Annotated in this window: 21 protein-coding genes; 14 read left to right on the top strand and 7 right to left on the bottom strand. The window is 63.5% G+C overall.

Going from position 1 to position 18,865, the window contains the following annotated elements; genetic code table 11:
• Positions 1-166: 166 nt before the first annotated feature.
• From JF545_RS16350 to hydA, 5 genes are all read left to right on the top strand, one after another.
• Entirely contained in the window at positions 167-901 is a 735-nt protein-coding gene (locus JF545_RS16350; protein ID WP_206943833.1) for a maleate cis-trans isomerase family protein, read from the top strand.
• Between the two features lie 56 nt (positions 902-957).
• Positions 958-2,031, top strand: a complete 1,074-nt coding sequence (locus JF545_RS16345) for a TRAP transporter substrate-binding protein (protein ID WP_206943831.1) — start codon at positions 958-960, stop codon at positions 2,029-2,031.
• Positions 2,032-2,093: 62 nt separating this feature from the next.
• Positions 2,094-2,795 (top strand): TRAP transporter small permease subunit, encoded by a 702-nt coding sequence (locus JF545_RS16340; RefSeq protein ID WP_206943830.1) that lies wholly within the window; start codon positions 2,094-2,096, stop codon positions 2,793-2,795.
• Positions 2,792-4,093, top strand: coding sequence for a TRAP transporter large permease (locus JF545_RS16335; RefSeq protein ID WP_206943828.1), 1,302 nt, complete (start codon positions 2,792-2,794; stop codon positions 4,091-4,093). Before JF545_RS16340 ends, JF545_RS16335 begins: the two co-directional genes overlap by 4 nt.
• A 58-nt stretch (positions 4,094-4,151) precedes the next feature.
• Entirely contained in the window at positions 4,152-5,594 is a 1,443-nt protein-coding gene (gene hydA / locus JF545_RS16330) for a dihydropyrimidinase (protein WP_206943826.1), read from the top strand.
• A gap of 88 nt (positions 5,595-5,682) precedes the next feature.
• On the opposite strand, the gene JF545_RS16325 is transcribed toward hydA, so the two are convergent.
• From JF545_RS16325 to JF545_RS16315, 3 genes are all read right to left on the bottom strand, one after another.
• A complete protein-coding gene (locus tag JF545_RS16325) occupies positions 5,683-6,267 on the bottom strand; it encodes a DUF4202 domain-containing protein (RefSeq protein ID WP_206943824.1) in 585 nt (194 codons plus the stop codon).
• Between the two features lie 56 nt (positions 6,268-6,323).
• On the bottom strand, positions 6,324-6,695 hold the full coding sequence (locus JF545_RS16320) for a hypothetical protein (RefSeq protein ID WP_206943822.1): 372 nt from the start codon (positions 6,693-6,695) through the stop codon (positions 6,324-6,326).
• A gap of 255 nt (positions 6,696-6,950) precedes the next feature.
• On the bottom strand, positions 6,951-7,499 hold the full coding sequence (locus JF545_RS16315; protein WP_206943820.1) for a porin family protein: 549 nt from the start codon (positions 7,497-7,499) through the stop codon (positions 6,951-6,953).
• Positions 7,500-7,786: 287 nt separating this feature from the next.
• Here JF545_RS16315 and JF545_RS16310 point away from each other — a divergent pair, with 287 nt between their 5' ends.
• Genes JF545_RS16310 through JF545_RS16295 form a run of 4 tightly spaced genes read left to right on the top strand, consistent with a single transcriptional unit; the run spans position 7,787 to position 10,835 of the window.
• A complete protein-coding gene (locus tag JF545_RS16310; protein ID WP_206943818.1) occupies positions 7,787-7,927 on the top strand; it encodes a hypothetical protein in 141 nt (46 codons plus the stop codon).
• Positions 7,927-8,646, top strand: coding sequence for a metal ABC transporter ATP-binding protein (locus tag JF545_RS16305; RefSeq protein ID WP_206943816.1), 720 nt, complete (start codon positions 7,927-7,929; stop codon positions 8,644-8,646). The genes JF545_RS16310 and JF545_RS16305 overlap by 1 nt, the downstream gene beginning before the upstream one ends.
• Entirely contained in the window at positions 8,647-9,549 is a 903-nt protein-coding gene (locus tag JF545_RS16300) for a metal ABC transporter permease (RefSeq protein WP_206943814.1), read from the top strand.
• A gap of 41 nt (positions 9,550-9,590) precedes the next feature.
• The gene (locus JF545_RS16295) at positions 9,591-10,835 is read left to right on the top strand and encodes a metal ABC transporter solute-binding protein, Zn/Mn family (protein WP_206943812.1); all 1,245 of its coding nucleotides are present in this window, start codon (positions 9,591-9,593) and stop codon (positions 10,833-10,835) included.
• Positions 10,836-10,974: 139 nt separating this feature from the next.
• Here JF545_RS16295 and JF545_RS16290 read toward each other — a convergent pair whose 3' ends face one another.
• Entirely contained in the window at positions 10,975-11,952 is a 978-nt protein-coding gene (locus JF545_RS16290) for an ABC transporter substrate-binding protein (protein WP_206943810.1), read from the bottom strand.
• Between the two features lie 205 nt (positions 11,953-12,157).
• Here JF545_RS16290 and JF545_RS16285 point away from each other — a divergent pair, with 205 nt between their 5' ends.
• The 5 genes from JF545_RS16285 (at position 12,158) to thiE (ending at position 15,412) form a co-directional block, all read left to right on the top strand.
• The gene (locus JF545_RS16285) at positions 12,158-12,502 is read left to right on the top strand and encodes a hypothetical protein (RefSeq protein ID WP_206943808.1); all 345 of its coding nucleotides are present in this window, start codon (positions 12,158-12,160) and stop codon (positions 12,500-12,502) included.
• 215 nt (positions 12,503-12,717) lie between these two features.
• On the top strand, positions 12,718-13,203 hold the full coding sequence (locus JF545_RS16280) for a C40 family peptidase (protein WP_206943806.1): 486 nt from the start codon (positions 12,718-12,720) through the stop codon (positions 13,201-13,203).
• Between the two features lie 249 nt (positions 13,204-13,452).
• Positions 13,453-13,767: a hypothetical protein gene (locus JF545_RS16275; protein ID WP_206943804.1), complete on the top strand. Its 315-nt coding sequence runs from the start codon at positions 13,453-13,455 to the stop codon at positions 13,765-13,767.
• A 132-nt stretch (positions 13,768-13,899) separates the two neighbouring features.
• The gene (thiM, locus tag JF545_RS16270; RefSeq protein WP_206943802.1) at positions 13,900-14,718 is read left to right on the top strand and encodes a hydroxyethylthiazole kinase; all 819 of its coding nucleotides are present in this window, start codon (positions 13,900-13,902) and stop codon (positions 14,716-14,718) included.
• A gap of 46 nt (positions 14,719-14,764) precedes the next feature.
• Positions 14,765-15,412 (top strand): thiamine phosphate synthase, encoded by a 648-nt coding sequence (gene thiE, locus JF545_RS16265; protein ID WP_224907971.1) that lies wholly within the window; start codon positions 14,765-14,767, stop codon positions 15,410-15,412.
• A gap of 30 nt (positions 15,413-15,442) precedes the next feature.
• On the opposite strand, the gene JF545_RS16260 is transcribed toward thiE, so the two are convergent.
• The 3 genes from JF545_RS16260 to JF545_RS16250 all read right to left on the bottom strand — a co-directional run bounded on the left by JF545_RS16260 (position 15,443) and on the right by JF545_RS16250 (position 18,837).
• Entirely contained in the window at positions 15,443-15,976 is a 534-nt protein-coding gene (locus JF545_RS16260) for a cytochrome b/b6 domain-containing protein (RefSeq protein ID WP_206943800.1), read from the bottom strand.
• 122 nt (positions 15,977-16,098) lie between these two features.
• The gene (locus tag JF545_RS16255) at positions 16,099-16,974 is read right to left on the bottom strand and encodes a DMT family transporter (protein ID WP_206943799.1); all 876 of its coding nucleotides are present in this window, start codon (positions 16,972-16,974) and stop codon (positions 16,099-16,101) included.
• Positions 16,975-17,376: 402 nt separating this feature from the next.
• Positions 17,377-18,837 (bottom strand): serine hydrolase, encoded by a 1,461-nt coding sequence (locus JF545_RS16250; protein ID WP_206943798.1) that lies wholly within the window; start codon positions 18,835-18,837, stop codon positions 17,377-17,379.
• Positions 18,838-18,865: the final 28 nt, after the last annotated feature.

The following is an 18,865-nucleotide window of genomic DNA, read 5'->3' as shown; positions in this document are numbered from 1 at the left end:
ATGCTGAAAAGGTCGTAGAAATTTGGAATTCCGAATTCCTTAATGACTCTGAGTGTAGCATGTCGCGTCCTGACGGGAGCGCAACGCCAGATGCCAGACCGCATCCGCTGCTGCACGACAATAACAACACCTGGCAATCGCCACTCCCGGCAAGGAACCACCGCCCATGCACCGCACACTCCTGGGGATGCTGACCCCGTCGTCGAATACCGTACTGGAACCCTATACCAGCGCGATTCTTCACGACCTGATGCCCCATGTCAGCGCGCACTTTCAGCGCTTCACGGTCAAGGAAATCTCGCTGAGCGAAGCGGCCCTCGCTCAGTTCGACCCACAGCCGCAGCTGGACGCCGCCCGCCTTCTGCATGACGCCCACATGGACGTCATCGCCTGGAACGGCACGTCATCGAGCTGGCTGGGCTTCGACGCCGATCGTCGGCTATGCGAGGCCATCACCCATGCCACCGGCGTTGCGGCAACGAGCAGCGTGCTGGCACTCAACGAGGTGCTCAAGCGCACCGGCGTCACGCGGCTAGGCCTCGTCACCCCCTACCTGGACGATATCCAGGCGGCGATCGTCGCCAACTATCAGCAGGAAGGCATCGAGGTGGTCGCCGAGCGCCACTTGAACGATCGCGGCAACTTCTCGTTTTCCGAGTACAGCGAAGACACCCTTGCCGACATGGTGCGCGACGTCGCCAGGGCCAAGCCCGATGCCATCACCATTCTCTGCACCAATCTGCGTGGTGCCGGCATTGTCGAAGCGCTGGAGGCCGAGATCGGCATTCCGATCTATGACTCGGTCAGCGTCACGGTATGGAAATGCCTGGCGCTGGCTGGCCGCAACCCCGCCGACATCCGCGGCTGGGGCCAGCTGTTCCACGACCCTCGACTGCGCTGACGCCCGTCCTGCGAACCACCCAACACCCTATCCAACAACAACATTGAGGTGCTCCGATGATGACATTTCCCCTGGCAACACGAACCGGCCGGTTGGCGCTTGGTGCGCTCGTCGCTGCCCCCCTATGGATCGCCACCAGTCAGGCTCAGGCTGACACCCTGCTGCGTGTCGCCGGCAACTTTTCCGGCAACAAGCTTCACGTCGACAGCGTGGAACGCCCCTTCTTCGCCGAGCTGGACGCGCGTGACGACCTGACGGTCAGCTACAACCCGATGGATGCCATCGGAGTGGAGGCCGCCGACGCCCTGCGCAACATCCGCTCAGGCGCCTTTGACGTGATGTCGGTGCAGATCGGTATGGCCTCACGAGACGAGCCTTTCTTCGAAGGTATCGACCTGGCCGGCGTCACCGCCGATCTGGACCAGCAACGCGAGGCGGTGGACGCCTTCCGTGCCGACTTCGACGCCCGCCTGCAGGAACGCTTCAACGCCAAGCTGATGACATTGTGGCCATTCGGCCCGCAGATGATGTTCTGCAATGGCGACATCGACAGCGCCGACGACCTGGCTGGCAAGAAGGTGCGGGTATTCACCCCGTCGATGTCACGCCTGGTGGAAGGGCTCGGCGCGGTGCCGGTGACGCTGCAATTCAGCGAGGTCTACCTGGCCCTCCAGCGCGGCGTGGCCGACTGTGGCGTCACCGCACCCTCCGCCGGGAGCAATGGCAAATGGCCAGAGGTGACCGACCACTTCGTGCCGCTGCCGCTGTCCTACTCGGTCCAGGGGCATTTCATGAACCTGGATACCTGGAACGGCTTCGACGCCGAGCAGCAGGCTTCCCTGACCGAGGCCTTCGCCCGCCTGGAGGACCAGATGTGGGAGCTGGCCTATAGCGTCAATGACGATGCCATCGCCTGCAACACCGGCCAGCCGAGCTGCGAGAATCACACCGCCTACGACATGACCCTGGTGGAGATCGACGAGGACTCCCGCACGCGTATCGAGCAGATCACCACCGAGGCGGTACTGCCGGTGTGGGCGGACACCTGTGATGCGCGCTACCCCGAATGTACTGCGCTCTGGAACGCAAGCGTTGGCGAGGTCACCGGACTGACCGCTGAAGCCCCCTGACGCCGTCTCGTCATTGTCCTTTCCTGGTGGTGGGGCCGCCTGGCGGCCCCCAAGGAGCTCCCATGCCTCACCTTCGTCATGCTGATGCGCCAGCGTCGGACAGGTCCCAGGGCCTCGATGCACGCCTTGCCCGCCTGTCTCGTGGTGCCGCCCTGGCGGCCGGATACGGTGCCTTGGTGTTATCCGGACTGATCACCTTCGAGGTGCTGGCCCGCAAGTTCTTCGCCTTCTCGCTACAAGGGGTCGATGAGATAGGCGGCTATGTGCTGGCCATCGGCGTCGCCGCCAGTTTCGCCTTTGCCCTGACCCAGCGTGCTCACACCCGGGTCGACGTGCTGTTGACCCGGCTGCCCCAGGGCATGCGGGCGCTGCTCAACGCCGTCGCGCAGCTACTGTTATGTGGCTTTTCGCTGTTCATGCTGTGGCGCGGGGCCGCTACCCTGGGCGAAACCATCGAGTTCTCGAGCCTCGCCAGTACACCGCTGCAGACGCCGCTGTGGATTCCGCAGTCGCTGTGGCTCATCGGGCTCTCGATCTTCGCCCTGGTCACGCTGCGAGCCGCCGGAAAGGCGCTGTCCCAGCTGTGTCGCGGACGCTTCTCTCAGCTGAATGCGGACTGCGACCCGCCCAGCGCCGATGACGAGCTCGACCAGGCAAAGCGCCACTACGTGGACGCTGGGTCCGCAAGCAGTGTCGCCGCAGCAGGACAGGCTCAGCACAAAGGGCATTCCCCCCAGATCCATGACCGGGGGACACCGTCATGATATCCATCAGCGAAGTGCTGCTGGGCTTTGCCCTGATGATCACCATGATGGCAGTAGGTATCCATGTCGCCGTGGCCATCTTTGTCACCGCTGCCCTCGGTGCCCTGCTCTACCTGGGCACCCCGCTCCTCTATTCCTTCGGCGATCTGCTCTGGGGCACCCTCAACGACTTTATTCTTACCGCGATTCCGCTGTTCATCCTGCTGGGAGAACTGTTGTTGCGTGCGGGCATTACCGAACGCATGTACTCGGCCTTGTCGGTATGGCTCAACCGTCTGCCCGGAGGCCTGCTCCACACCAATATCGGCGCCTCTTCCGTGTTTGCCGCGATGTCCGGCTCGTCGGTGGCGACCGCAGCCACCATCGGCACCGTGGCGCTACCGGCCTTCAATGAGCGCGGCTACAGCGAGCGACTAGCGCTGGGCACCCTGGCGGCCGGGGCAACGCTGGGCATCCTGATTCCTCCCAGCATCAACATGATCATCTACGGGGCCATCACCAATACCTCCATCGGCGCCCTGTTCATTGCCGGTATCGTGCCGGGACTCGCCCTGGCCGCCGCCTTCATGCTGGTGATCATGGCCATCAGCCTGCTGCGTCCTGGCGTGGCAGGCAGCCGCGAAGAACGGGTGCCGCTGGCCCAGCGGCTACGCTCGCTGGTCGACCTACTGCCGCCGGCCTTCGTCTTTGCCATCGTCATCGGCAGCATCTACAGCGGCTGGGCGACCCCTACCGAGGCGGCGGCCCTGGGGGTCATCGCGGCCCTCGTACTGGCAGCGATCAATCGCAAGCTATCGCTCACCATGCTGCACGAGTGCTTTCTCTCGATGGCCCGTACCACCGCCATGATCATGCTGATCATCGCTGCGGCCTTCTTTCTCAACTACATCGTCGGCATCCTGGGCATTCCCTTCGCCCTGACCCAATGGGTGTCTGAGCTAGGTCTGACCTCGCTGGGGCTGATCCTGGCCCTGGTGGTGTTCTACCTGGTACTGGGCTGCTTCCTCGAGACGCTATCGATGATGATCGCCACCGTGCCCATCGTGGTGCCCATGGTGGTGCAGTTCGGGATCGACCCGGTGTGGTTTGGCGTCTTTCTGGTGATCATGATGGAAATCTCGCTGATCACTCCGCCCATCGGCATGAACCTCTACGTGGTGCAGGGAGTGCGCGGGCGCGGCTCCATCGTCGACGTGATGCTGGGCAGCCTGCCTTTCCTGGCCGTCATGCTCTGCTTTGTTGCCCTGATCACCGCCTGGCCGGCCATCGTACTGTGGTTGCCAGGGGTAATGGGGTAGCGATTTACACCAACAACAATGACCTTTGCCGACCCCGTCGGCCTCGGGAGAACGCAAGATGCAACGCCTCGATACCTTGATCACCAATGCCAACGTGATCACCGCCGCCGACCGTTTCAGCGCCGATATCGGCATTCGCGACGGACGCATCGTCGCCCTGGGCGAAGGGCTCGCCGCCACCGCTGAGGTGACCGGTGACACCATCGATGCTGCCGGGCTGTGGGTCATGCCTGGCGGCATCGACGCCCACTGCCACCTGGCCCAGCCCCTGGGCGACGGCGCGGTAATGGCCGATGGCTTCGCGTCGGGAACTCGCTCGGCCGCGGCGGGCGGGACCACCACGGTGATTCCCTTCGCCGCCCAGTTCAAGGGCCAGTCGCTGCGTGCCGCGGTGGACGACTATCACCGAGAGAGCGATGGCCAGGCGATGATCGACTACGCCTTTCACATGATCGTCACCGACCCCAGCGAGACAGTACTGCGCGACGAGCTGCCGGCGCTGATCAAGGAAGGCTACAGCTCCTTCAAGATCTACCTGACCTACGATGATCTGAAGCTCAACGACCGCGAAGTGCTGGAAGTGCTGGCGCTGGCCCGTCGCGAGGGCGCCATGGTGATGGTGCATGCCGAGAATGCCGACTGCATCGCCTATCTGACCGAGCTGCTGGAGACCCAGGGCCACACCGCCCCGCGCTATCATGCCGAGGCCCACTCTTCCATTGCCGAGCGTGAGGCCACCCACCGTGCGATTTCCCTGGCGGAGCTGATCGACGTCCCGGTGCTGATCGTGCACGTCTCCGGCCCCCAGGCCATCGAGCAGATCCGCTGGGCCCAGAGCCGAGGCCTCAGGGTCTATGGCGAGACCTGCCCCCAGTATCTGATGTTGACCGCCGACGACCTGGACCAGGATGGCTTCGAGGGCGCCAAGTGCGTGTGCAGCCCACCACCGCGCGACCCAGCCGCACAGCAGGCGGTGTGGGAGGCGCTGGAAAGCGGGGTCTTTCAGGTCTTTTCCTCGGACCACGCGCCCTTCCGCTACGAAGACGACAAAGGCAAGAAGCTGAACGGCGAGGATGCCAGCTTTTCCTGCATCCCCAACGGTATTCCCGGGCTCGAGACGCGCCTGTCTATCCTGTTTTCCGAGGGCGTCATCAAGCAGCGCATCGACGCCACCCGCTTCGTCGCGCTGACCGCCACCAACCCGGCCAAGATCTATGGACTGTATCCGCGCAAGGGCACCATCGCCGTGGGCAGTGACGCCGACCTGACCCTGTGGGATCCCGATGCCCGCGTCACCGTTCGCAACGCCGACCTGCACCACGCCGTGGACTACACCCCTTACGAAGGGCTCGAGCTCACCGGCAAGGTCGTCATGACATTGAACCGAGGCCGGATCGTAGCCCGCGATGGCAAACCCTGCGGCCCACCGGATGGCGGCGAGTTCCTGCGCTGCGACACCCCCACCCCGGCGCGCCCCAGAGGCCAGGCCAAGGGGTTTTGAGGGGGACGCGAAGCAACAGCCCTGGGCGTGTAGATGCGCTCCCGGGGCCTGTCACCGCTGCCGCACGTCGGCACGAGTCATCCGCCTCTTAGCCTAGCGCTTCCTCGACGATGGCGCGGGCTTCGTCGCTCATGGGCAGGCCCAGCGCCAGCTGATGGGCGGCGGGGGACATCTTCTTCCAGGTCATCTGGACGATGCGGATCAGGTGGTCGTGGTCGACCTGGCGGGAAAAGTCTGCGAAGTAATTCTCGAGAAAGACCAGGCAGGCGCAGTCCTCTACTGCCTGGGTACCAGGATCACGTCCCAGCCCCTGCTTGCGGATCATCCGCGCCACTTCGTCGGCATCGGCGTCGCTGTAGCCACTGCTGCGCATAACCTCGGCCGCCAGCAGACCTGCACGCTTGCCCTGGTCGCGGCGCCAGGTCAGGTAGCCGATACGACCTTCTTCGTAGTCGCTGCGCGGGACTTCCCAGCGTTTGAGGTGCTGGTTGCGAACCGCTAGCCGGACCAGCTCGGGGGCTTTGGGATCGAGGCGCTCGAGCCACGCCGACATGCGACCGGCGTGCCACAGCTCCTGCGGCTGCTGCTGACCGTCGACCTCGATGCGGCGAGAATCATCGGCATGCATGGCATCGAGTCTGGAACAGGCTAGGTCAAAGGGTGCAGGGCTCATGGGCTACCTCGGGTGACGTCACGACATTGCCCTATGGTAACGACGATGTGCCGATCTCAGTAGCCCTTGTGGCAGGACTGACCGCGCAAGTGGCGGCAGGCCAGCGCCAGTGGCAGCAGGAAGATGGCAAATACCCACATGACCACGGCTACCATCACCGCCAGCAAGGTCCGTAGCCATGACCGTTCCGTCACCGCCGACGAGATACCCAGGCTCTCCAGCAACAGCCCCAGCACCGCATCCATGCCGAACAGCAGCATGGCATTGCAAATCCCTACCCAGATCGCCACATCGACGACCTCTCCATGGGGGATCAGACCGATGATCGCCAGCAGCAAGAGAGCGCCGAGAGCCACCCGCACACAGACGGCGCGCAGCCGAGGCGCCCCAGTAAAGGAAGAGGGTGAGACAAGAAGCAGGCTAGCCATAAGGACACCAAGTGTGACGAGATACACACTGTATACTGAACGCTACCTACCCCTTTTGACTTAGACATTTGTGCGCGATCACCTACGCGGCTGTCAGCTTGATCCAGATCAAGGTTTTTTGCTGCTTGCTGCTTCCCCAACGCTCTCGCTGCGCCGTACAAGGCCCCCAGTGACGACCAACTACGGCGAAGGGCCGACGCTTTCGCGCCGGCCCTTCGTCAATTTACCGCTCGCCAGGCAGACAAGATGTGTCTGTCAGAACGTGTAGACCACGCTTCCGGTCAGCGTATCCACATGCCCGATACGATCCGCGTCGATGCGTTCCACCTCGAGTCGACCGGTCACATCGAACAGTTGAACCCTGGCGCCAAACCCATACACAGGGTCAGTACCGGAGTAATCCTTGCTCACCCCGCGGCCATTACGGTCGGCATCCCAGTCGGCCATGCCTGCCTTGCCGTAGACGCCGAAGGGGCCAAAGCTGAAGCCTGCGATACCCATGGCCTGCAGGCTTTCAATATCCAACGTGGCGGAGGTGCCATCGACATCGCCGTCGAGCTCGCTGCCGTTCAGGTACGACAGCTCCGCACCAAGGTCCAGGAAAGGCAGCCAGCCAAAGTTGTAGCCCGCAAATACCTTTGCCGCTGACGCTTCATCGTCAAAATCATCGTCGCCCTGAATCTGGCCTGCACCTATCCCCACGTAGAGGCCTGTACTGCCGCCCGCTACACAGTGAGTCGATGCCATCAGTGCCAGTCCCATGACCACCCCTGCCAGCATCATTCGCCGCATGATCCGTGACATGTCATACACTCCCTGGAACCCTCGCCACCCCAGGAGCACAGCGCGTGCGTGCTCGACCAGGTCTGCAGTGCGTCCTTTGTGCGAGGTCTCTCGCACATGACACCTTGTACAAGTTTATCGTGAGACGACATTCTTTGCAGTATCGATTCAGGGAAAGTTCCCTGCGCGGGTGTCGTCGAGGTGCCGGCATCCGGCGATCCAACGCGGTGAAGTCATGGAAACCGCGGTAGTGTTATGTTATACCCTCCAGCCGATTCCGCACGCCCGTCACCACTCCGGAGTTCCGCATGTCCCATCGCCATCGTCCCGAGGGGCCTTGCCATTTCTCATTGATGTCGCTGTCCATGAAGCGTCGCCTCGGCCTGGTCGCCATCCCCTTGCTGCCGCTGTGGCTGGCCGTTAGCTGGTCAGCAGGGTGGTGGCACTGATGTCGCGCCTGACCCTCCATGACCTGCAGCTGGCACGCGGCGGCCGAACGGTGCTCGAGCACCTGGAAGGCCGCTTCCAAGACGGTGCCATCACCGCGCTGATAGGCGCCAACGGTGCCGGCAAGAGCACCCTGATTCAGGCCATCATGGGCACACTGACGCCGGTCGCCGGACGAGTGGAATGTGACGTGCCCGCCGCCCGGCGCGCCTGGCTGCCCCAGCAGCTGGCACTGGACCTCAGCTTCCCGATGAGTGTCGAAGAACTGATCATGACCGGCACCTGGCCGAGCCACGGGGCCTTCAAGGGCTACTGTGGTGCGCACTACCGCAGGGGCCGGGACATCATGGAGCGACTGGGCATCTCTCACCTCGCACACCGTCCCCTCGGCGAGCTATCCGGCGGTCAGCGCCAGCGCGCCTTGATCGGGCGCACGCTGATGCAGGAAGCCGAGCTGCTGCTGCTCGACGAGCCGTTTGCCAACGTCGACGTCGACACCGTGGAAATGCTGATGACGGTGCTTCGCGAAATGGCCGATGCGGGAGCCACGCTAGTCATCGTCCTGCACGACATGACGCAGCTATCGCGCCTGGCCGATGACGTGCTGGTGCTGACCGAGGGACATGGCCGCTGGGCCACCCCCGACGCTCTGGTCGAGCGCCACACCGGCCAGCTGACGCGCCCACCGCGCCTGCCCCTGACGTTTCCTGGATCTGTCTGAATGTTTGACGCACTTGTATCGACCCTGCACACCTGGCTGATTGCGCCGTTTGACTATGCCTTCATGGGCCGCGCCTTGGTCGCCAGCCTGGCCCTGTCGCTGGCCGCACCGCCACTGGGGGTCTTCCTGATGCTGCGGGGCATGAGCCTGATCGGCGACGCCATGTCCCACGCCATTCTTCCCGGCGTTGCCCTGGGCTTTCTCATGGCGGGTTTCTCGCTGCCGATCATGAGCCTTGGCGGCATGCTGTCAGGATTGTTGATAGCACTGCTGGCGGGCAGCGTGTCTCAATTGACCGGCCATCGCGAAGACTCAGCCATGGCCAGCTTCTTCCTTATCTCCCTGGCAGCAGGGGTCATGCTGGTCGCCATGGGCGGCAGCAGCGTCGACCTCACCCATGTCCTGTTCGGCTCCATCCTGGCGGTGGACACCACCGCTCTGGTGCTGATCGCCAGTATCAGTAGCCTGATCGTGATCACCCTGGCCGTCATCTTTCGTGCGCTGGTGGTGGAATGCCTCGACCCGCTGTTTCTTCGCAGCCAGGGAGTCAAGGGCGGCCTGGTGCACGGGATCTTCCTGGGCCTGGTGGTGCTCAATCTCACCGCCGGGTTCCAGACCCTGGGCACTCTGATGGCGGTTGGCCTGATGATGCTGCCGGCCACCACGGCGCGCTTCTGGAGCACTCGCCTGGAAGGCCTGATGGGCCTGTCGGTGATCATTGCACTGGCTGCAAGCCTTGGTGGATTGCTGCTGTCGTACCACCTCAGCCTACCTTCAGGCCCTGCCATCATACTGCTGGCGGGGGTCGCCTACCTGCTGTCTGCGGTGTTTGGACGCCAGCACAGCCTTGCCGCGCGACTGCGACGCCGCGCCATGCCGCTGGGTGCCGACGAACGCGCCTGACCTGACCACGCCCATCCAACCGCCACCGGAGAACGACACTCATGCCCCTGTCACTGCCTCACGCTCTCATCAAACGCCACGCCTGGATGGCGTTGGCGGGACTCGCCCTCGGCCCCCAGGCCTTGGCGGCCGAACCTACGCAGGTGGTCACCAGCTTCAGTGTACTGGCCGATATGGTTCGCAACGTCGGTGGTGACAGGGTTGAGGTCACCTCCCTGGTCGGGACAGATAGCGACCCCCACGTCTACTCTCCTCGCCCCACCGATGCCAGAGCCCTGGCAGAGGCCGACCTTGTGGTGCTCAACGGCCTGCAGTTCGAGGGTTGGATGACACGCCTGCTGGACGCCAGTGGCTACCAAGGCACAACCGTTGTCGCCACTGAGGGCGTACCAGTGCTGGCCTATGGCGGCCAGTCGCTGCATCAACAGAGCGACCACGGCGAACACCAGGGTCATGACGACCACGCTGAGCATGCAGGCCATGACGAGCATGACCACGCAGAGCACGCTGGCCATGACAACCACGACGAGCATGACCACGCGGATCACGACGACCACGCTGGCCATGACAGCCACGACGAGCATGACCACGCGGATCACGACGACCACGCTGGCCATGACAGCCACGACGAGCATGACCACGCGGATCATGACGGCCACGCTGGCCATGACCATGGACAGTATGATCCCCACGCCTGGCTCGACTTGTCGGCAGGGCTGATCTACGTCGCCAATATCCGCGATGGCCTGATCGCCGTAGATCCCGACAACAGCGCCCACTACACCGCCAGGGCCGATAGCTACATGGCGGACATCAAGGCGGCGCACCAACAGGTGCTGACGCTGCTGGACGACCTGCCAGACCATGCTCAGGTCATTGTCGGCCACGACGCCTTCGGTCACTTTTCGCGTGCCTACGGGATCGACTTCCTGTCGCCGGTGGGCCTTTCCACCGAAGCGGAACCATCAGCCGCCGATATCGCCCAGATGGTGGACATCATTCGCGAGCGCCAGATCCCCGCGCTGTTCATTGAAAACATGTCCAGCCCGGCGCTGATGGAACAGCTGTCCGAGGAAACAGGGGTGCCCATCGCCGGTACGCTGTATAACGGAGCGCTGTCGGAAGACGGCATGACCTCCCACTACGTGGGGATGATCCTGCACAACGCCGAGGTGCTGCACCAAGGCCTGCTGCACCAGGATGCCTCCGAATCATCAGACCATGACCATGACCATGACCATGACCACGATCATGATCATGCAGCGCATGACGACCATCAGCACTGATCACTCTTGCGCATCCGCCAGCATGCAAAGGACCGCCCGAGGGCGGTCCTTTAGCGAGGCACTGAACGCATCAGCGAAGCGCTGAACACATCAGCCGGGCTTGCCGAGACGCCAGGCGCCCGCAGTCCAGCCAGCGCTATCAGGCGTCAGGAATCTCCAGCGCCTGCTGAATCACCGGCCAGGCTTCTTCGCCATCTCGCGTGGTCACTCCCTCGACGAACGACCGGGTCTGCTCGGGATGTTGCTGTAGCCACTCCAGCGCCACCTGCTCCGGCTCACGCTCTTCGTAGCTGAATCCACGAATCATCGCGCTCTGGTCATCGGCGCTGAAGACCAGTTGGTCCAGCAGGCGTGTGGCATTGGGATGGCTCTGCGCGAACTCGCGACGGACCAGTGTCCGCACGTCGCTGCGACCGCCCTCCGGCCCCCACATGTCGTTCGGATCATCGAGGTAGCGAACGTCGAACTCAATGTTCATCCAGTGCGGCGTCCAGCCCGCGAACACAATCCACTCTTCACGATCGATGGCCGCATCCACGGCACTGAGCATGCCGGGGGTGGAGGTTTCCGACAGCTCCCAGTCGCCCAGACCATAGCTGTCGTCGTCCACTGCGGCATTCAGCGAGTCGCTCATGCCGGAGCCGACCTCGATGGAGTAGATCGTGCGATCCAGACGCTCGGCAAACTCTTCCTTGTCCAGGTCTTCTGCCGATGTCAGACCCGCGTCGTACACATACGCAGGAACGGCGAACCCCAGCCGGGCGCCATCAACGTTGTTGCCGAGATCCTCAAGGGTGGGCTCGTCGCCCTCGAAGCTGGCGTCGTACATCCCCTGCTGGGCAGGCAGCCAGGCCGCCAGAAAGGCATCCAGCTCGCCTTGGCGCAGGGCCTGGTAGGTAATGGTGGAGCCAAGCTCTTCCTGTACGGGTTGATAGCCGAGCGTCTCCAGCAGGGTGGATGCCAGGGCCGTCTTGACCGTCACTCCCGGCCAGGCGGGAACGGAAAAACGAACCTGGGCATCTTCCTGAGTCGAGCGCTCTGCTTCCGCCTGGGCGGCCAATGGTGTAGCGGCCATCAAGGCAGCCAGCACAGCAGCAGACATCGTGTAATACGGCATGAAGCACCTGTAGATTGCGATAGAGGTCTCTACCATACCCTCTCAGCGCTGTGCCTCAAGGCGGCGCCTTCAACGGCCCCTTTGCTGGAGTTTGCCAAGAATGCCGGGCTGATCCAGTCTTAAGAGGAAACGGCACACTGGTGAAACGCCCCTCACCAAGAGCCCCGCCGGTCCCCTATATCCCCCCGTGGGAGGAGGCAAGTAGATGGCTGATATCGACTACACTCTCGAGCGCCAGATCACCATCAAGGCGCTAGCCAGGGCGCTGGCCCACGGTTTTTCTCCGATCGTCGAAGTCGAGTCCATGGATGGCATCTACACGGTGCGCTTCCACCATGCCAACGGAGCATCGGAGCTGGCCGACGACAAGGGCCGCACACGCACCTTCCTCGGCACCGGAGAAATTCGTGAGCTGCTGGGCGGCGTCGGCCTTACCCACGGCGTGCTGACCTGGTCGGATCAATGCGGCGATGAAATGATCGGGGTGGAAGGCAAGGCCATGACACCGGATGAGATGCTGGCCAACGGCACTCGTATTGCCTTCCGCTGAGGCGAGGCGTTGTCCGAGACGTCGAAGAGCGACGGTGAGGCAAGGAAAAAATCGTTGAGAAATAGCAGCTTACGCTATGCCAATGAGCACGTTAAGCCGATATTAAACGCCGGATCACCAGGTGCAGGCCCTTTTCAGACCAGCCCTGGACTATTGGCCTGCACGTCATGACAGAGTACCGTAAGCCTCATCATGTCTGTGCAGAGCACGCCGCAATGAGCGCATTGACGCCTTACCTGGCCAGATGGTCCCTGATGTGCACGCTGCTGTTGATACTGGCCGGCTGTGCGTCGCCACAGCTGGATACCAGCGGCGGCAACAAGGGGCTGTCCATGGAGCGTGCCCTGATCCTGTCGGAAGCCAGGGGCTCCCTGGGCACCCCCTATCGCTTTGGCGGCAATGACCCTCGCGGACTCGACTGTTCCGGCCTGGTGCAGATGGCTTACTCCCGGGCCGGCATCAGTGTCCCCCGGTCCTCACGGGAGCAATATCACCAATTGCCGGCGATTGACCAGCCACGCCCGGGCGACCTGCTGTTCTTCGCCACCGGCAAGGGCTCCGAGGTCAGCCATGTCGGCATCTTCGCCGGTAACGACGTCATGATTCATGCGCCGGGCCGGGGCCGCCAGGTCACCACGACATCGCTGACCCTCGACTACTGGCAAGAGCGTTTCGTCGGCGCCGCCGCCGCCGCGCCTTGAACGGGGCGCTGCGCTGACCTCTCTCTTCCTCTCCTTCTCGCGTTCTCCCGTTCTGCGCCGTCCGCCGCTCTGTTGCATGCGCCACCGTCCGACTTTATCGACCAAGGTCGCATCAAGACGAATGAACGCTATGCTGTTTCGAGCATCAGAAGATGTCACATAGTCGTCAACAAAGCTTAAGCACTCGTTAAGGTGGCGCCGCTACGATGGCATCGATCCTTTACCCAGCAACGATAAGGAACCGTCTTTATGCCTTTCCTGCAACAGGTCAGCAGATCCCACGCCCGCCTCTCTCTGCGCGGATGGCTGTCGGTCAGCGTTGCCATACTCGGCGGCATGGCCCTGATGGCATTCTGGTCGCCGATCAGCCTGTCGCTTGGCACGCTCAGTCTGATTCTGGGCAGCATGGCGCTGTGGCCGCGTTCCAGCGCCGCCCACACAGAGGCAGACCTGGATCGTGAGGCTCACGTTGCCGAGACAGCCCACGCCAAGACGACATTCTCGCTGACGCACCTGGCCCTCGCGGCGGTGGGTGTACTGGTCGCCCTGCAACTGCTGGCCTGATGACACTCCATCCAGCGGCGTAAGAACATCGTGGCTTTACAGCTGCGCGCCATGCCCGGATCATGAGGCCCTGGTTATCTGATTGCCGCAGCGTGCCCTGCATGCGCTGCGCAGCCGAAACAAAGGCCTCACATGACATCCGCCCTTGCCGGCGCCGATATTGGCGCCACGCTGACGCGACTGCGCCAGTCCACGCCACTGGTACATAGCATTACCAACTACGTGGCCATGAACCCCGCCGCCAATGTGCTGCTGGCCCTGGGCGCATCGCCCGCCATGGTGCACGCCGCCGAAGAGGCGGCCGAGTTCGCGGCGCTCGCCGATGCTCTGGTCATCAACATCGGTACCCTTTCCGCCCCCTGGGTCGATGCCATGTTGAGCGCTGCCGAATCCGCTCAACAACAACAGACCCCCTGGGTGCTGGATCCTGTGGCGATTGGCGCTACACGCTTTCGACGTGACGCCTGTGCCCGCCTGCTCGAGTTTTCTCCGACCATCATCCGCGGCAACGCCTCAGAGATCATCGCCCTCGCCGGCGACGCCCTGGGCGGGCGAGGCGTCGATTCCACCGCAGCCAGTGACGAGGCGCTCACGGCGGCGGTGGCCCTGGCCAGACGTCAGCAGGCAGTGGTCGCCGTCACCGGCGAGGTCGACCTGGTCACGGATGGCCAGCGATGTGTCCGCATTGCGGGAGGTCATGCCCTGATGCCGCGAGTCACGGCCCTTGGCTGCGCTCTTTCCGGAGTGGTAGCGGCCTTCGCGGCCTGTGAGAAGGACCCACTATTGGCTACGGCCTGCGCCCTTACCTACTACGCTGAGGCGGGTGCTCAGGCCGGGCAGACGGCGCCGGGGCCTGGTAGTTTTGCGGTGGCCTTCATTGACGCGCTGCACCAACTGTCTGCCGATGCTCTGGCCAACCGCACGCCCCTGGAGATCAGCACTCTCCCATGACCCGCTTTTCCCGCCTGCCACTTCACTCTTTTCAAGGATGCTGCACGTGACGCGATCTCCCCGCCGATTCGACCGACAGGCCCTGCGCCTCTATCTGGTGACAGACCCCGAGCTGTGCGCTGAGAGGGGAATCGAGGACACCGTGATACAGGCCGTCAACGGCGGCGTGACCCTGGTCCAGCTGCGCGACAAGGGGGCCAGCGATGAGGAACTGGTGGCCCTGGCACTGCGCTTGAAACCTCTGCTTGCCGAGCACCGCATCCCCCTGGTCATCAATGATCGGGTTCAGGTCGCCGTGGACGCCGAGGTCGACGGCGTACACCTTGGCCAGGACGATGGCGACGTGAGCGAGGCTCGCCGCCTGCTGGGCGACGAGGCGATCATTGGGCTGTCGGTTCAGCGTCCCGAACAGCTGACACAGCTGGATTTGCGGGCGCTGGACTATCTCGGCCTGGGCCCGGTATTCGCTACCTCCACGAAGCGCGACCACGCGACCCCGCTAGGCGTTGATGGCCTGTCCTCGCTGGTGGCGGCCAGCCCGCTGCCCAGCGTGGCGATTGGAGGGCTGAAGCGAGAACATGCCGCCGCCATACGGGCAAGCGGTGCCGATGGCATGGCCGTGGTCTCCGCCATCTGCGGCCAACCCGACCCGAGCCAGGCCGCCCAGGACCTGCTGGCGGCCTGGCAAGGGTAAGTCGCCCAGGGATCCGGCACGCCGCAACCACTAAGGTTGCGGTCGCCGACGCCCATGGACCATCGCCGCGATCAGGTTATCGCCTTGTTTGCGGCCTTCCAGCACCGCACCAAGCACATGCACAGGCACCAGGCAGAGAACGGCGGTCGCCAGCCCTTCATGCAGCTCCTCCATCCAATGCAGGTCGTGGAAGCGTTCGGTGTGCACCATCAGCATGCCCGTCGTTCCCAGCCCCAACAGCAAGGCGAGCAGGCTGATCATCATCAGCGCCCCCAGCGGCGTGTGGGTGATGCGACCGCCTTCTGCCGCGTGACCGCGAATCGCTGCCTTGAGTCGCGCTGGCGTCGGCCAGAAACTCGTCCAGCGCACTGACCAGGGGCCCACCAGGCCCCACAGGATACGAAGGCCGATCAACCCCATCAGGGTATAGCCGATATAGCGGTGAGGGCCTATCTCTGCGTAGTTGAGCGCAAATCCGAGCACCAGCGCCCAATGAAAGACTCGCACCAGCGGATCCCACACCATGATGCGCTGTGGGGTCGGGGACCTTGCTGCCGTTGTCATCTCGCTACTCCCGTCGAAGGTACGCGACATCGCGCGGAAGTAGGCTGGCATTCAACCCTTAAGCCTCGCTTACGCGGTGCGCCCTCGCGCGAGTGGGAGCAGACGAGTCGCTACCGATCGTTTTATGCCGTTGGGCGGCGCTTGAGGCTGGTGCGTCCTTCCTGGTAGGCAATCGCCAGGCCGCTGGCGATGATCAAGGTGCCGCCGACCCATACGCCCCAATCCGGCAGCTCTCCCCAGAACAGCCAGCCCAGCAGCACCGCCCATAGCATGGCGGTGTAGTCGAAGGGCGCGGCGATGGCCGCAGGGGCGTGACGAAATGCCAGCGTGATGAACGCCGTGGCACCCACCCCAAGCACACCCGCCATCAGAAAGGCCGGCCAGTGCGCCGCTTCCGGCGCCTGCCAAACCAACGGCAATGCGAGCCCGGTGATCACAAAAGGCACCAGGGTCATGTAGAACACCATCGCCCAGAGATGCTCACGAGCGCCGTAGCGACGTGCGGTGATCATCATCAGGGCGTAGAACACCGCTGCCCCCAACATGGCCAGCGCGCCCAGAGAGATGCCGTCGCTACCTGGCCGGACCACCACCAGAACGCCGACAAAACCCACCAGAGAGGCACACAATACGGGCATGCTGACCTTCTCACCCAGCAGCGGCACCGACAGTAGACTCACGAACAGCGGAGCCGCGAAGGCAATGGCGGTACCTTCCGCCAGCGGCATCAGGGTGAGCCCCAGCACAAAGCAACCCATCGTGCCGGTATAGATCAGCCCTCGCACCAGGTGCACACCAGGGCGACGGGTGGCCAGCGTGCGAAGTCCGCTTCCCCTCCACGCCAGCAGCATGATCATCGGCAGCGATACCAGGGTTCGGAAGAAGATGATCTGGACCGGCGAATGCACCTCTCCCAGCCACTTCGAGATGGCATCCCCCAATGCCAGGCACAATACCCCCAGGCACATGAACCCGATTCCCTTCACTGACGATGCCATTCGACCTCCCTGCTGGACTGAAAATGCGACGCTTGGATACCCGCCTGGATAGCACCCGTCACTCGTCACAAGCCGCCGGTCAGTCATCGCCAGTCACTCGCTGTCCGTCACCAACTGTCCGGTGCTCACTTTCCGGTACTGGCTTTCCGGTGCTGACTTTTTGTTACTACGGCGGCCCCCGACCCGGTGGCCGGCGGAGTGCTTATGGAAGAACGGGTAGAAGAACGGACAACAGTACGTAACGCCGTTCAGGCAGTGCTCATTAACGTTAGGGGGATAACGCTTTTGAGGCAAGCATCTTGCACCATGACTGTGCAAGTGCGTAGACACCGGGGTCACGCGCCATGCAAAAGGCCCGCCGAAGCGGGCCTCACTGGACAGGCGGGGCTTACACCAAGGTGCTTACAGACTCGCCTGCACCACCATGCAGTCCATGCCCTGCTCCATCAGGCGACGGCAGGCCGAACGCGCCTGCCCCTCCTGAAGGTCCAGGACCTGCGCGCGATAGATGTTGGCGTTATCCGCCCTGGCGACAGCCACGCGAGCATGAGACATCTCGCTTGCCAGGCGATTGGCCGCCTGGCTGGCCTGGCTGCGGGCGCTGTCCATGTCGCTGAACGCGCCCACCTGAACCCCCCAGTCGCCGGTCTGCGCAACGCTGGGTGCCGACGACGCCGTTGCCCTGGGCTCTGGGCGAGTCGCGGTCGGCACCGAGGCGGCGACAGGAATGGACGCCACCGCAGGAGCCGAGCTAGGGGCATCATCCATCAGTCGACGCAGCGGGTCCGTCTGGGGCCGGGTGCCAGAGATCACCGGCGTCGACGACTCGAAGCGCACGGGCGTCCCTGCACTCTGGCGACTGGCAACCTGGGCAGGCGGCACGATGGTCTCGACCCGCGACGGCTGCACCGCATTGGACGAGGTCTGGGCCAGGCGTGATGACGTTGGCACAGGGGCTGAGATCAATCCGCGCTGACGTGGTGCCATCAACTCGCCGCCAGATACATCGGTGCTGGCAAGAAAGCCGCGGCCATCCGACAGGGAAGCACGCAGAAAGCCACGATCCAGCACGCTCATCATCTGTTCATCCCGGGACGCGGCGGTATACCCCCCCATGACCACGGCCACCATGCGGCGTCCGTTGCGGGTCGCCGACGTCGCCACATTGAAGCCTGACGCACGGATGAAACCGGTCTTCAGGCCATCGGTTCCGGGGTACTTGGTCAACAGCCGGTTATGGCCGGTATGCCGTGTGCCGCGCCAGGTAAATTCCGTCAGCGAGAAGTAGGGGTAGTACTGGGGGAAGTCCAGCATCAAGCGCCGGGCCAGGATCACCATGTCCCGGGCGGTAGTCACCTGCCCTGAATCCGGCAGGCCCGAGGCGTTGCGGAAGGTGGTGTTGTTCATCCCGAGACTACGCGCCTTGCGCGTCATCATTTCCGCAAAGTGGGACTCGGTGCCGCCCAGCGACTCCGCCACCACCACGGCCACGTCATTGGCCGAGCGCACGATCAGCGCCTGGATGGCCTTTTCCACGGGAATGGTATCCCCGGGCTTGAGCCATAGCTTGGTCGCTGGCATCGACGCCGCATGGGACGACACGGGCAGCGGTTGCCCCAGACTCATGGACCGCCCCTCGAGCGACTCGAACAGCATGTAGAGCGTCATCATCTTGGTCAGCGAGGCGGGGTAACGCGACTCGTCGGCATGTTCTGCATAGAGGATCTCATGCGTCTCGGCGTCTACCACGATACCGGCGTAGCGCGGATTGCCGGCGTGAGCCGACTGTACCATCAGGCACGTCACCACCAGCGCTATCAGCATGGTCAGCGACCGCCACACGGAATACCTTGTGGTCACCATTATCCAAAACCCCTGCGATTTATCCGAC

This window comes from Halomonas litopenaei (genome assembly GCF_017303055.1).
In the GTDB taxonomy this organism is placed as follows: domain Bacteria; phylum Pseudomonadota; class Gammaproteobacteria; order Pseudomonadales; family Halomonadaceae; genus Halomonas; species Halomonas litopenaei_A.
Note: the sequence above shows the minus strand (reverse complement) of the source record. Positions and strands in the feature narration are given on the sequence as shown.